At 47.7% G+C, this 14,477-nt stretch carries 11 protein-coding genes; all 11 read right to left on the bottom strand.

Translation table 11 applies throughout. From position 1 onward, the window contains the following. Positions 1-9 precede the first annotated feature (9 nt). The 11 genes from J7E21_RS04040 to J7E21_RS03990 all read right to left on the bottom strand — a co-directional run bounded on the left by J7E21_RS04040 (position 10) and on the right by J7E21_RS03990 (position 14,358). Complete coding sequence (locus J7E21_RS04040; RefSeq protein WP_215104983.1) at positions 10-810, bottom strand: YmfK family protein; 801 nt, start codon at positions 808-810, stop codon at positions 10-12. Positions 811-895: 85 nt separating this feature from the next. Beyond that, positions 896-1,615, bottom strand: coding sequence for an elongation factor P 5-aminopentanone reductase (gene ymfI / locus J7E21_RS04035; protein WP_215104981.1), 720 nt, complete (start codon positions 1,613-1,615; stop codon positions 896-898). Further along, complete coding sequence (yfmH, locus tag J7E21_RS04030) at positions 1,612-2,913, bottom strand: EF-P 5-aminopentanol modification-associated protein YfmH (RefSeq protein WP_215104979.1); 1,302 nt, start codon at positions 2,911-2,913, stop codon at positions 1,612-1,614. Before yfmH ends, ymfI begins: the two co-directional genes overlap by 4 nt. Further along, positions 2,906-4,180, bottom strand: a complete 1,275-nt coding sequence (gene yfmF, locus J7E21_RS04025) for an EF-P 5-aminopentanol modification-associated protein YfmF (protein WP_215104977.1) — start codon at positions 4,178-4,180, stop codon at positions 2,906-2,908. The genes yfmH and yfmF overlap by 8 nt, the downstream gene beginning before the upstream one ends. A gap of 266 nt (positions 4,181-4,446) precedes the next feature. Next, positions 4,447-5,406, bottom strand: coding sequence for an ABC transporter permease (locus J7E21_RS04020; RefSeq protein WP_215104975.1), 960 nt, complete (start codon positions 5,404-5,406; stop codon positions 4,447-4,449). 1 nt (position 5,407) lies between these two features. Continuing rightward, the gene (locus J7E21_RS04015) at positions 5,408-6,457 is read right to left on the bottom strand and encodes an ABC transporter permease (RefSeq protein WP_215104974.1); all 1,050 of its coding nucleotides are present in this window, start codon (positions 6,455-6,457) and stop codon (positions 5,408-5,410) included. Beyond that, positions 6,447-7,988 (bottom strand): ABC transporter ATP-binding protein, encoded by a 1,542-nt coding sequence (locus J7E21_RS04010; protein ID WP_215104972.1) that lies wholly within the window; start codon positions 7,986-7,988, stop codon positions 6,447-6,449. The genes J7E21_RS04015 and J7E21_RS04010 overlap by 11 nt, the downstream gene beginning before the upstream one ends. A 166-nt stretch (positions 7,989-8,154) precedes the next feature. Continuing rightward, positions 8,155-9,234, bottom strand: a complete 1,080-nt coding sequence (locus J7E21_RS04005; RefSeq protein WP_215104970.1) for a BMP family lipoprotein — start codon at positions 9,232-9,234, stop codon at positions 8,155-8,157. Between the two features lie 46 nt (positions 9,235-9,280). Continuing rightward, positions 9,281-10,009 carry a GntR family transcriptional regulator gene (locus tag J7E21_RS04000; RefSeq protein ID WP_215104968.1) on the bottom strand — a complete coding sequence of 243 codons (729 nt, stop codon included), beginning with the start codon at positions 10,007-10,009 and terminating at the stop codon, positions 9,281-9,283. 176 nt (positions 10,010-10,185) lie between these two features. Then, positions 10,186-12,609, bottom strand: a complete 2,424-nt coding sequence (locus J7E21_RS03995) for an FtsK/SpoIIIE family DNA translocase (protein WP_215104966.1) — start codon at positions 12,607-12,609, stop codon at positions 10,186-10,188. A gap of 81 nt (positions 12,610-12,690) precedes the next feature. Continuing rightward, positions 12,691-14,358 carry a ribonuclease J gene (locus J7E21_RS03990; RefSeq protein ID WP_215104964.1) on the bottom strand — a complete coding sequence of 556 codons (1,668 nt, stop codon included), beginning with the start codon at positions 14,356-14,358 and terminating at the stop codon, positions 12,691-12,693. Positions 14,359-14,477 lie beyond the last annotated feature (119 nt).

Raw genomic sequence — 14,477 nt, 5'->3', positions numbered from 1 at the left:
CCTGCCTGCTTAAAAATTGAACCCGTCGCCGAACATGTCCATTTGGTCTTTATTGTTCATAAACGTGTTTCTCTCTAATACTTCGTATGTGATTTTCTCTTCTGGATGATGGCGGAGTTCAATGATGTAGTCAAAATCATCGATGCTGTATTCGGAATGCTCCACAAACTTATCTGGATGTTCCACCACTTTAATTGTCGGCATGCGCATCATTTCCCGGACAAGCTGAAGATGCCGCTCATCCGCAGAACGCCTCGTAACGATGCCGTCCAAAATGAAGATATTATTATCATTGTGCTCATCACCCATCAATTGGTTGCGGACGGTTTGTTTGATCATCGTCGATGAAAGGAAAATCCATTTCTTGTTGGCGCTGACGCTTGCAGCGACGACCGACTCGGTTTTGCCGACACGCGGCATGCCACGTATTCCGACCAATTTATGGCCTTCCTGCTTGAAGATTTCCGCCATGAAGTCAACGAGCAGACCCAATTCATCCCGCACAAAGCGGAATGTCTTGCGGTCATCGGCATCACGCTGGATATAGCGGCCATGGCGTACCGCGAGTATATCCCGCAGTTTCGGTTCACGGAATTTTGTCACAGCAATCGTCTCGATGGTCGACAGGATTTGTTCAAAACGTTCGATTTGAACGTCATGCTCTGCACGCAATAGCATGCCGCGGCGCCCTTGATCGACCCCATTAATGGTGACGATATTGACACGCAGCATGCCCAGCAGTGATGCGATATCCCCGAGCAAGCCCGGACGGTTCACTTGAATTTCGTATTCAAAATACCACTCTTTCATGCTCCACTCTCCCTTCTCCTACGGAAATCCTGGTGCTTTGTCTTTATAATAGCCTACATGGCTGTTCATGAAAAGACGCAGTTCGCTAGATGAGCCAGCCGCCGTTTACGCGAATGGTCTGTCCTGTGATGTAATCGGCTTTGCCGCCTACCAGAAATGACACCGCATGGGCGATGTCTTCCGGCGATCCGGCACCGAGCGGAATTTCTTCTTCCAATTTACCCCACTCATCCACGGATAATCCGGCATTCATTTTCGTGCGGATCAGCCCAGGCGAAATCGCATTGACGCGCGTTCCGGACGGAGCCATTTCTTTCGCATATGCTTTTGTAAAAGCGAGCTGGGCTCCTTTTACGGCTGAATACGCCGTTTCCATCGAAGCACCGGTTTCGCCCCAGATTGACGCGATAAACACGACATAGGATTTCGTATGCCTTCTAAAATAAGGCGATAGCAGCCGCACCGTTTCGACCGGGTTTTTCACATGAACCCGCCAAAGGGCATCCTGGTCTTCATGGGTTGTGTCTTGCAGCAAGCCTGATAATGCATGGCCGCTTGCACACACGATGCACGAGCTGTCGAAGACATGACGTGCCACCTGCTGCGCTCCGTCATCTTTCGTGAAATCCGCTTGGACAGGGATGAATTCCTGTCCGGCATATTGTTCGCGAAGCTCACCTGCAAATACTTCAACAGGTCTTGTATGGTAATGAAGATAAAGGGACCAGCCGTCATCGGCTAGTTGTTTTGCGATGGCACCGCCGATGTCGCCCGAAGCCCCTAGAATGAGCGCAAATCGTTTCACGCCTGCCCGTTCTCCGGCGGCTTGATGGTAAAGACCGATTGCTGGCTTTCTGCGCTGACGCTTGCGAAAGCGTTCTGCAAATCGACCACTTCAATTTCCTCAAGCACTGGAACAACATCGAACAAATTCATGCCGTTGAACGCATATTGCGTAAATTGATTGGCGATGTATTCCGGGGAGTTGAGTGCGCGCATGAAAAAGCCGATCTTCTTGCGGCGCACACGGTCCAGATCTTCTTGACCGAACGGCCATTTTTCCACTGCCTGGTGTATGGCTTTCTTGATTTCCTCTGACAGTTTTTCCGGTTCATTCGTGTCCGACCCGATCAATGCGTAACCGAATCCGCTTTCCAAGGAGTAGTCGAATGAATACGATTCATCGATCCAGCCGTTTTCGTAGGCTTCGTGATAAAAATCCGATGTTCTCCCGAATAATAATTCATACGCGAGCTGTGCCGACAGTTCATGCTTGAGCATTTCCGGCCCGTGCAGATCAAGCCGCTCCGGTTTAACACCGACGAAAAGCTTCGGCTTTTGTACGCCCATCTCCAAAATCCGCTCTTTGACCGCAGCTTCTTTCGGCTCTTGCGGGAATATGCGTTCGATCGGCGCCGGTGCATCAAAGGTTTTAGCGGCTTGGTTGTCTTTAACAAGCTGCATCATGCTATCGGGTTCTACGTTTCCGACGATGAACAAAGCCATGTTCGAAGGATGATAGAACGTATGGTAGCACGTATACAAATGCTCTGCCGTAATGTCCTGGATAGATGCGACCGTGCCGGCGATATCGATTTTCACCGGATGGTTTTTATACAAGTTTTCGATGATGCCGAAATACAAGCGCCAGTCGGCCTGGTCGTCGTACATCGTAATTTCCTGCGCAATGATGCCTTTTTCTTTTTCGACCGTTTGTTCTGTAAAATATGGGCTTTGCACAAAATCCAGTAAAGTCGTCACATTTTCTTGGATCCGCCCAGTTGCCGAGAACAAATACGCGGTTCTCGTAAACGATGTGAAGGCATTGGCGGAAGCGCCATTTTTGCTGAATTCCTGAAAGATGTCGCCTTTTTCTTTTTCGAACATTTTATGCTCCAGAAAATGCGCTATGCCATCCGGTACTTGAATGGCTTCCTTTTCGCCGAGTGGGACAAAATGGTTATCGATAGATCCGTATTTGGTCGTAAAGGTCGCATAAGTTTTTGAAAAATCCCGCTTCGGCAAAATATAGACAGTCAAGCCGTTCGGCAATTGTTCATGATAGAGCGTTTCTTCCAATTGATTAAAATCCACTTTATTCATCCGTTTCATCCTCCTTGCCAGACAAGAAGTAAGTCATTTGCAAGCTGACTTTTCGGGCTTCTTGTGCAATTATTTCTTTTGTCACTTTTTCCCATCTTTCAATCAGAAATGCAGGTTCAAACGTTTCGGATAGCTCTTTGTATTGATCGTAAATATCAATTTGCCCTCTGGCAGAGTCGAGCGCTTCTTTTAATTGGTTGGTCAGCAGCGCTTTTGTTTGATCCAGTTCGACATCAGTAATATGGCCTTGCTTCATTTCCTCCAATTGCTCGAGGATCAAAGAAACCGCCTTTTTTTCAAGCTTGCTGTCAATGCCGGCCAGGACGAACATCAGGCCGAATTGCGAAGCGTATGAGCTTGAAACGTAATAGGCCATGCTTTCTTTTTCTCGTATATTAGCGAACAGCTTGGAGTGCGCATAACCGCCAAAAATACCGTTCATTAATTGCATGACAGGAAATTCCTCGTCGCGGAAAGTCACCGGTGTGAAAAACAGCATATGCAATTTGCCTTGTTTCATGTCTTCGAATTCGAGCACACGTGATTTGCTTGGGGTATGCAATTGGCTTTGTTGTTTTTTAGGCAACTGCTGCCGGTCAGCAAAGTGGAAATAATCGCGGATGTGCGAGGTGATGTGGTCCGGTGAAACGTCTCCAACTACATAAATATCCACTTCATTGTTATCCAGCATATTCCGGTAAGCCGATACAAGAGCCTCGCTCGTCACGGCTTTTACTTTCTCAATAGAGCCGTTGGAAGAAATTGATGCCGGGTGCCCCGGAAGCGCCATGTCCATCAAGCGCTGTTGTGCATAGCGGGTTTTGTCGTCAAACACCGACTCGATGCGCTGAATGATCGATTCTTGCTCACGCTTGAAAATACTCTCTTTGAACAAGCCGTTTTCGAAATTCGGCTTGAACAGCATGAGATACATCAAGTTCAACACCTTTTCCAGAACGCCTTCTTCCGACAAATATTGATCGTTGACGGTTTCGACATTCAAGCTGATGATATGATCATCTCCGCGCTTTGTCGTATCTATGTAAAGGGAAGTTCCGTATAAATCATCAAGCACCATGCGAAGCGCTGTATGAGATGGGTACTTTTCATTGCTATGTTGTAAGACATTCGCCAAAATCGCGCGGGCTGAAGCGTTTTCCTCTGTTAAGCGATCTTTAAAGCGGATTGAGAAATTTATCGTTTTAAACTGCGTCGTCTCATTGACATGGACGTTGACGCCTTTGGAAATTGTTTTGGTTTCAAACATGTTTTGATACCCCTCTCATCGTTCTTACACTAACTATACCGGACTTTTTCCTTTAATTGCAATGAAACTGGAGGAAACAAACGGAAAAAGCTAGGAGATTCCCACCAGTTTGCCCGATTAACAGTTATTCTCCAAATTAGCTCTGTTATTTCAGCTTCATGCATGAGGAATTGCCGAACGGCCGAGGTGAAACCAGTATACATAAAAAAAAGATGGGGAAAGTCCCCATCAGTTTCATTATCCGCCAGAAATAACTGGTGTAATTATTATCGTTGTCCTTTAATATACGGTTTTCCGTTCGCTTTCGGTGCATTCGCGCGGCCGATAAAGCCAGCCAGTGCAAGAATCGTCAGCACATAAGGAAGTATCAAAAGGAAGACATTCGGAATTTCCTGGATCACCGGAATTGATGAACCGACAATGCTGAGTGACTGTGCAAAGCCGAAGAACAAGGCCGCGCCCATTGCACCAAGTGGATGCCATTTTCCGAAGATCATCGCAGCAAGCGCCATGAATCCTTGGCCGTTGATCGTCGCATGCCCGAAATCACCGGTAATTGTCTGTGCATAAATCGCGCCGCCGATTCCAGCAAGAGCACCGGAGATCATAACTGCAACGTAACGCATTCTTGCGACGTTGATGCCCATCGTATCGGCTGCCATCGGATGCTCACCGACTGCTCGCAACCGCAAACCGAATGGCGTCTTGTAGATGACGAACCACGCCAAGAACGCAACCGCAATCGCAAAGAATGAGGTGTTATAGACGGAAGTGAAAAATAATGGGCCGATTACCGGAATGTCCGAGAGGATCGGCACATTATAACGGGAAAACCGTTCGCTGATGAAATCCGTCTGGCCTTTATCGAAAATACTTTTCACCAAGTAAAGTGCTAAAGCAATCGCCAATAAGTTAATGGCTACACCCGAAACAACTTGGTCTGCGCGGAACGAGATCGACGCGACCGCATGAAGCAGCGACAGTAAGAGCGCCGCCACCATTGCAGCTATCAGAGCCAGCCACGGCGTCAGTCCGCCGAATGTATCCGCAAAAAGCAAGTTGAACAAAATCCCGACAAATGCCCCAATGACCATCAATCCTTCGAGGCCGATATTGACGACACCCGAACGCTCGGAAAACACCCCGCCGATTGCCACAAGAATTAGCGGTGCTGCATAGAAAATCGCCGAAGGGACGATGAAATACAGGATATCTAAAAAGCTCATATCACTTCGCCTCCTTCTTTTTGCCAGCTGCTCGGAGCAGCAGCAAACGAATGATATAGCCGGATGCTACGAAGAAGATGATCACGGCGATGACAATTTCAACGATTTCAATCGGAATCCCGGCGGCATTCGGCATATTGAGTGCGCCGTATTTCAAGGAACCGAATAGGGTCGCACCGAAAATGACTCCAAGCGGCGTGTTCATCCCGAGCAGGGCAACCGCGATTCCATCAAATCCAATCCCAGTAAAGCCGCCTTTCGATGAAACATATTCGAACGTTCCGAGTGCTTCCATCGCACCGGCAAGTCCGGCAAATGCACCGGAAATGACCATCGCGAGGATGATGTTCTTATTGACGCTCATCCCGGCATATTCAGAAGCGTGCTGGTTGAAACCAACTGCTTTCAATTCAAAGCCGAGCGTCGTTTTTTCTAAGATAAACCACATGACACCGACCATGATAAGCGCCAGCAATAAACCGAAATGCAGTCGGGAAAATTCCGTCAAGTTCTCCAGGAACTCAGAACGAAGTGAAGCACTGGCGAAAATCCGCTCGGTGCGGTCTCCACCTTCTGAAACGGTTCTAATCAAAGCGTTTGTAACATGAAGCGCAATATAGTTCATCATGATAGTGACGATAACTTCATGAACACGGAACTTGGCTTTTAACAGCCCTGGCACAAAGCCCCATAAAGCTCCAGCTACAGCCGCCGCCAAAATAGCAAGCGGCAAGTGGATGATTTTCGGCAATTCGACAGCCACACCTACGTATGCTGCGGCAAACCAGCCGACAATCAATTGCCCTTCGACTCCGATATTGAACAAACCGGAGCGGAACGCGAAAGCCACTGCCAAACCTGCCAGTAAGTATGGTGTAATTTGGCGAAGCGTTTCACCGATTGTGTAAAGGTCCCCAAAAATTCCGTTCCATAATGCAGCATAGCCCTCGATTGGGTTATAGCCGCTGACGAGCATGATGATCGCCCCTACAATAAGGCCGAGCACTACGGAAACGATCGGGACCAGCAAGTTTGTCGCTCTATTCGACACGGTGCTCCCCACCTTTCTTCGCTTTTTCCGCGTGTCCTGCCATAAGCAGGCCGAGTTCTTGTTCAGTTGTTTCTTCCGGAATCACAACATCGACGATTTCCCCGTCGTGGATAACGGCGATTCGGTCTGAAACGTTCATGACCTCGTCCAGTTCAAATGAAATCAGCAAAACGGCTTTGCCGTTATCGCGCTGTTCAATCAGCCGGCTATGGATAAATTCAATTGCACCAACATCCAACCCACGTGTCGGAAGTGCGGCGATGAGTAGATCCGGATTTCGGTCGACTTCTCGTCCGATAATCGCTTTTTGCTGATTGCCTCCTGACAAAGCGCGAGCCGGTTCATGAGGCCCTTGCGTTCGAACATCGAAATCTTTGATGATTTGCTGCGCTTTTTCCGTGATCTTGTTATAGTCCATGATTCCGGACTTTGAGATAGGCGCCATATAATAAGTTTGCAAGGCGATATTATGGCCTATCGGGAAATCGAGCACCAAGCCGTGCTTGTGGCGATCCTGTGGAATGTGGCCGACGCCGGACTCCGTCACTTTTCTCGGTTTCATTCCCGTAACGTCTTTGCCGTGGATCAAGATATGGCCGCTTTTGACTTTGCGAAGCCCTGTAATCGCTTCAATCAATTCCGACTGGCCATTTCCGTCAATTCCTGCAATTCCGACAATTTCACCTTTACGGACAGAAAGATTCAAGTTTTTCACTTTGGCAATGCCGCGGTAATCTTCAACCACTAAATCTTTGACCGTTAAGGTTTCTTCTGTCGGATGTGCCGGGCCTTTTTCAGTTTTGAATGTCACTTGGCGCCCGACCATTAAAGCGGCCAGTTCGTTTGGGTTCGTTTCGGCAGTGATTACGGTTCCGATGCCTTGTCCTTTGCGGATGACCGTCACACGGTCTGAGACATCCATTATTTCCTTCAATTTATGGGTGATGAGGATGATTGATTTGCCTTCAGCGATCAACCGTTTCATGATCTGAACCAATTCCGTGATTTCCTGAGGCGTCAATGATGCGGTCGGCTCATCGAATATGAGGATCTCCGCTCCGCGGTAAAGCGTTTTCAGAATTTCGACGCGCTGCTGCATGCCGACTGAAATATCTTCAATGATGGCGTATGGATCGACATTCAAGCCATATTTTTTTGATAAATCCGCAACTTTTTTTGCTGCGTCTTTTTTGTTCGTCACGCCTATCTTGGTCGGTTCACTGCCGAGAATGATGTTTTCGGTGACACTGAAATTCTCGACGAGCATGAAATGCTGATGGACCATGCCGATTCCGAGCTCATTTGCTACGTTCGGATCGGTAATATCCACTTTTTTTCCTCTTACCCGGATTTCGCCGCCTTCCGGTTGGTACAATCCGAACAAGACGTTCATCAAGGTGGATTTTCCTGCCCCATTTTCACCGAGCAGTGCGTGAATTTCACCTTTTTCAAGTTGGAGGGTGATATTGTCGTTCGCGACAAAATTCCCGAACTCTTTGCGGATGTTCAGCATTTCAATTACATATTCCACGGTTTTCACTCCCTCGAAAACTGGTTATTTCTTCATTAAATGAATTAATACATGAAAGGCTTCTTTCTGCAGAAACCTTTCATCTATTAATCTTTCGAAAAATAGACGAAAAAAAATCATAAAGACCGGCTACCCGGTCTTTATGATGACCGTATTTGACTACAGCTTATTCGGAAAGTGTTTCAGGAACTTCGATTTCTCCAGAAATTACTTTTTCTTTATATTCTTCGATTTGAGCCATGACATCTTCCGGAATCGCACCGCGTGAATCCGCAAGGCCAACCCCTTCATCAGACAAACCGTAAGTAACTGTTTCGCCACCTGGGAATTCTCCGTTCATCGCTTGTTCCGAAATGTTCATAACCGCTGTATCTACTCGCTTCAAGACAGATGTCAATGTAACGTTCGCATCGCCAGTCTGGCCTTCTTCATATTGGTCAGCGTCAACGCCGATAACCCAGACGTCTGCATCCGGATCTGCTTCTTTACGCTCTTTTGCTTCTGTGAAAACACCATTTCCTGTTCCGCCTGCTGCGTGGAAGATAATATCAGCTCCAGCGCCGTACATATGGTTAGCTGTTGTTTTACCTAATTCCGCTTTATCAAAAGCACCTGTGTATTGAACATCGACTTCGATTGACTCATCAACCGCTTTTACGCCTTCTTTGAATCCAGCTTCAAAACGCTCGATAACAGGAATTTCCATCCCGCCGACAAAGCCGATCTTATCAGTTTCAGTCATCAATGCCGCTGCAACTCCTGCAAGGAATGCTCCTTCTTGCTCTTTGAACATAACGCTTGCTACGTTAGGAGCGTCAACAACTGCATCGATGATAGCAATTTGTGCGTCAGGCTGCTGCTCAGCGATTTCTTTTACAGCACCTTCCATCAAGAAGCCGATACCGAATACTACGTCAAAATCACGGCGGATCAAGTTGTTGAGGTTTGTGTTGTAGTCAGCATCAGAAGCGGACTGGAGGTAATCATACCCGCCGTCTCCTTTTTCGAGGCCGTTTTCTTCACCAAACTGCTTGGTTCCTTCCCAAGCGGATTGGTTGAAGGATTTGTCATCGACACCGCCGACATCCGTTACCATCGCTACTGAGAAATCACTTGCTTCTTCAGTGCTTTCTCCGCCTTCAGCAGACTCGCCGCCGTTTGATGTGTCTTCTTCGCTACCGCATGCCGCTAAAACTCCAGCTGCCAGCATTAATGATAAACCTACGCCAAATTTACGTTTAATCAATGTAATAACCCCCAAGGTAATTTTGATAATAGCAGGAATCAGATGTTTACAGACGTTTGCGAACTACGTGGAAGCTGAATTTATCAGCCCGGAAATAGTTCTTTGAATACAGCACCAAGCGATCGTTTTCATCGTAGTGATGCTGTTTTAATACGAGTAATGCGGTTTCTGGGTCACATTCAAGAATTGGCGACGCCTCTTCATGATAGCCAGTCGGGTCAATGAAGGTGACCGCATACGAGATACGGATTTCGCCGGATTCTTCTAGTGCCGAGAATATGGAACTTTCTTTGCGTCCGAGAAAACCTTCAGGCATGTAGACGGAAGGCACTTTGTCGATGCAATAGACGACAGGCTCCCCGTTCGCCGTCCGGACGCGTTCAATTGAAATGACAGTATCACTCGGATTGCAATGAAAGCGGTTAACATCTTCTTCAGAACAAAGGGACTCCGAAGTACTCAAATAGACTACTCCGGGTTCCATTCCCGCCTGACGGATCATATCGGAGATGCTGGTCAATTCTTCGATGCCCGATGAAAAGACCGGTTTCGAATTGACAAAGGTTCCGACTCCGTGGCGCCTGACGATGATATTATCCTCTTCGAGAAGCCGCAGCGCCTCACGTAAAGTTGCACGGCTCACTCCAAGTGATTTCGATAATTCGAATTCAGATGGCAATTTCTCTTTTTCTTTATAGACACCCGCCGCAATATCTTGCTTCATTCGATCGATCACTTGAAGATACAAAGCACGGTGATCCGATTTGATCGTCATATGATTCACCACCCATGACAGAGATCAGACATCTGATGTAAAACATTCCTACTAATCAGAAATACTATACCATTTAATAGGAGTGAAATAAATAGCAATTTGTCGAATTCTGCGAATTTTCGTGAACAAGCTTCCTCAAATTCTAAACATTTTGTCACCAAACAGCCAGTGCCGACTCAATAGTCTTCCTGCTTAGGAACTAGAACGTGCCGTGGCTTACTCCCCTCATAAGGTCCGACCACGCCGCGCTGCTCCATTTGATCTATAATGCGCGCCGCACGCGAATAGCCGACGCGGAATCTGCGCTGTAGCATCGATACGGACGCGGTCTGCATTTCCGTGACCAATTGGACAGCATCATCGTATAGTGCGTCTGTTTCTGCATCGACGCTCACTTCTTCGACATCAGACGGAATCATGTCTTCTTGATATTGCGCTTTTTGTTGCTCGATGGAAAAGTCGACGATCTTCTCTACTTCTGCATCTGACAGGAACGCACCTTGGACACGCACAGGTTTTGATTGCCCTGCACCGAGAAACAGCATATCACCTCGGCCCAGCAGTTTCTCCGCTCCACCCATGTCGAGTATGGTCCGTGAATCGATGGCAGATGATACGGCAAACGCGATGCGTGATGGTATATTCGCTTTGATGACACCGGTAATGACATTGACGCTCGGGCGTTGCGTCGCGATGATCAAATGGATACCCGCAGCACGAGCCATTTGGGCAAGGCGGGTGATGGCATCTTCCACGTCATTAGAAGCAACCATCATTAAATCGGCCAATTCATCGACGATTACGACGATGAACGGCAGTTTCGGATGCTTTTCTTCATTTTCTTCATTGAACTTTTTGACGTATTCGTTGTATCCTTCGATGTTACGTGTGCCGGTATGGGAGAAGAGCTCATAGCGCCGCTCCATTTCCGAGACGATTTTCTTCAGTGCTTGAGCGGCTTTTCTTGGGTCTGTGACGACCGGTGCGAGCAGATGCGGAATACCATTATAAACATTCAATTCGACCATTTTCGGGTCGATCATCATCATTTTCACTTCATGTGGCTTGGCCCGCATAATGATGCTTGTAATGATGCCGTTGATGCAAACCGATTTCCCGCTGCCGGTCGACCCTGCAACGAGCAGGTGGGGCATCTTATTCAGCTCAGTCATCACCGCCTGGCCTGTGACGTCCCGGCCAAGGGCGAACAGCAATTTCGAATCCGGCCGGTTATTTTCTTCGGATTCCAGCACTTCACGCAAACTAACAACAGCCACTTCGGTGTTCGGGACTTCGATGCCTATCGCCGATTTCCCTGGTATCGGTGCTTCGATGCGGATATCGCGCGCCGCAAGTGCCAGCGCCAGATCATCGTGGAGGCTGACGATTTTGCTGACTTTCACGCCGACATCCGGCAGCACTTCGTATTTCGTGACGGCAGGTCCTAGGTGGACTTGCGTCACTTTCGCGCGCACACCGAAACTTTCGAAGGTTTTTTCCAGTTTTTTTGCATTTTTTTGAATCCCGGAATATTCCCCGCTTTGGTCACTATGCGGCGGCAAGGTCAATAAATCAATCGGAGGCAACGTGTAATCTTCATTTTCCGCTTCCTCCTTCAATGAAATGACTGATTCTTTCAAAATTTCGCCTGTTTCCGGGTCGACGTGCCTGACTTCTTCCGTCGTGTCGGAGTTCTGCGTTTTTGCATTCGCCGTTTGCCGTTTCTGCTTGACGTTTTCTGTGAAAGCGGAAATGATCGGCTCTTTTTCTGCAGCGTCATCCGGCTGGACTTCCGCTTCTTCCTGGTCGAAGACAAAGGTCTTTTCGGACTCTTCCAGCGCATCATCATATGACAGTTGATCGTTCATTTCGAGCACTTTTTCCGGTGCTGATTTTCTGCGCGGCTTTTTCTCGGGCTCGAATTTTTCCGGCTTGATGCGCTCGATGAAAGAACGCATTGTCTCGCCTGCAGCCGGCAAGCGTTCTGCAATAAATGGCGCTGCTGTTTTTCCTGTCAAAATGATGGCACCAATCGATACAAGGATGAAAGCGATCACCCATGTGCCGGCAGTGGCAAAAAGAACATGAAGCATGGCGAATATGAACGCACCCAAAATCCCGCCGCCGGTAGCCTGGAAATCTCCCCAAATCGTTCCGGTCATTTGCGTCATTTTGGACGTTTCAGACACCACATTGCTAGAAGTGATTGGCAGTATCGAGCCAGCTGCCCAAATCAAATGGCTGAAGAGCAAAGCCCCCGCGATCACAAACAATGAACCCGCTGCCGTTTTCAGCCGGACTTTCGGAACGCCACGCTTCACCATAATATGGAGCGCCGCAGCAATCAGCGCTATTGGAACGAGAAATGCCAAATAACCCGCTAAAAACTCAGCAATGTTATTGAACATGCGGCCGATCAAGCCGAGCCGGAAGACCATCAGGATGGCGATGGCGATGAGGACGAGTCCGATCACTTCATAAGCAATCATCGGCATCGGCTGTATTTTCTTCTTGTTCGTTTTCGGTTTGGTCCGTGGATTGGTCCGCGGTTTGGTACGCGGCTTTGCGGTCGTTTTTGTGGTCGTACGGCTTCGCGCCATGTGATTCCCTCTTTTCTTCCGTAATAAAAGGGATTCCTGCCGATTGAATCGGTACGGAATCCCTTTACTTGTATTCTTAGCTTAGTATTCCATGATAATTGGAATGATCATCGGGCGCCGTTTCGTCTGCTGGTACAAATACGAATTGAGCGTATCACGGATTTCCTGTTTGATATTGTTCCACTCGAATGCATCGCGCGTCACGTATTTGTCGACCACTTTATGGACTAGTTGGCTAGACTCATCCAGCAACTTCTCTGATTCACGGACGTAGACAAAACCTCTGGATATGATTTCAGGACCAGAAGCGATGCGTTTTTCTTTGCGGTTCAACGTGACAACTACAATAAAAATACCATCTTGCGACAACAATTTACGGTCGCGAAGTACAATATTTCCAACATCGCCAATGCCGATCCCATCGATCAACACATTGCCTGCCGTCACGCGGCCGCTCATGCGCACTTTTTCTTTACGGTATTCGACAATATCGCCTTTATCGGCGATGAAGATATTAGATTTTGCGATCCCGACTTGCTGAGCCAGTTTGGAATGGGCAATCAGCATTTTGTATTCGCCTTGGATCGGGATAAAATATTTCGGCTGCATCAAGTTCAGCATCATCTTCAAGTCTTCCTGGCTGCCATGCCCGGAGACGTGAACTTTTTTATTCGATGTCAAGACTTTGGCGCCTGCTTTTGCCAGCTTGTTCATCGTCTGGAACATCGGCACTTCCATGCCAGGGGACGGGGTGAATGTGATCAATACGGTATCTGTTTCATTGATGCGGATATCTTTGTGCTGGCGCTTGACCATTTTGTCGAGCGCTTCGAGAGGCTCGCCTTGATTGCCCGTCACGATGATGACGACTTCATCGTCGTTGTATTTTTCGAGATCTTTTACAGAAATGACCGTTTCTTCGTCCACTTGCAAATAGTCTAGACGCAAGCCGACTTCATAGCTCTTTTCCAAGCTTTTGCCGACTACAGCCACTTTTTTACCGGTTTGCTTTGCAATATCGAACACTTGTTGGATACGGATGAAGTTTGATGAATAAAGTGATACGAGAATGCGTCCCGGCGCTTGGTGGAATGCTGTCAGGATATGGTCTGCAACAACTGTTTCGGAAGTCGTATATCCTGGGCGCTCGGCTTCTGTCGAGTCGGACATCAGCATAAGGACGCCGTCTTCCCCGAGTTTCGCCATTTTAGCATAATCCGGGCGGTAGCTGCCTTGCATCGATTGGTCGAATTTGAACTCGCCCGTGTGGACAATCGCGCCTTCTGATGTGTGGAAGACGATGCCGAGCGCATCCGGTATGCTGTGTGTTGTATGGAAAAATGTCACATGGGTTTTATCGAAATTCATCCGGCTCTTATTGGTCACTTCAAAGAATTTATGATGCTTGAGTGAACCAAGTTCTTTCACGTGCTCTTTCGCTAGCGCGATGGTCAACTTCGAGCCATAAACCGGCGCTTGGACTTTCTTCAATAGATAAGCAATCGAACCGATCGCATCTTCATGGCCATGCGTCAGAAAAATCCCTTTGACACGGTCTTTGTTTTCTTCAAGATAGGTGACGTCCGGAATAACGATGTCGACGCCGAGCATCTCATCTTCCGGGAACATCAACCCGCTATCAACGACGAACAGATCATCATCAATATCGATGACGTACATCGCTTTCCCAACTTCTCCTACTCCGCCGAGCGGAATGACTTTAATGACTTCATTTTTAATTTTACTCAATTGATTTCCTCCTAAAATATTTCACCCGTACAGATCCATAGTCTTCATTATACGGTAATCACCGTTAACAGTCCAAAGAAAAAATAATCTCTGCCTTTTGGGGGAATCAGCACACAAAA

This window comes from Planococcus sp. ISL-109, from assembly GCF_018613655.1.
Taxonomy (GTDB): Bacteria; Bacillota; Bacilli; order Bacillales_A; family Planococcaceae; genus Planococcus.
The sequence above is the reverse complement of the archived record's forward strand: the minus strand, read 5'-3'. Positions and strand labels throughout refer to the sequence as shown.

Excerpts from the sequence above, each read along its gene's own strand:
- J7E21_RS04040 (WP_215104983.1), bottom strand. The coding sequence starts at position 810 with ATGAAAGAGTGGTATTTTGAATACGAAATTCAAGTGAACCGTCCGGGC.
- yfmH (WP_215104979.1), bottom strand. The coding sequence starts at position 2,913 with ATGAATAAAGTGGATTTTAATCAATTGGAAGAAACGCTCTATCATGAA.
- yfmF (WP_215104977.1), bottom strand. The coding sequence starts at position 4,180 with ATGTTTGAAACCAAAACAATTTCCAAAGGCGTCAACGTCCATGTCAAT.
- J7E21_RS04020 (WP_215104975.1), bottom strand. The coding sequence starts at position 5,406 with ATGAGCTTTTTAGATATCCTGTATTTCATCGTCCCTTCGGCGATTTTC.
- J7E21_RS04000 (WP_215104968.1), bottom strand. The coding sequence starts at position 10,009 with ATGACGATCAAATCGGATCACCGTGCTTTGTATCTTCAAGTGATCGAT.
- J7E21_RS03995 (WP_215104966.1), bottom strand. The coding sequence starts at position 12,609 with ATGGCGCGAAGCCGTACGACCACAAAAACGACCGCAAAGCCGCGTACC.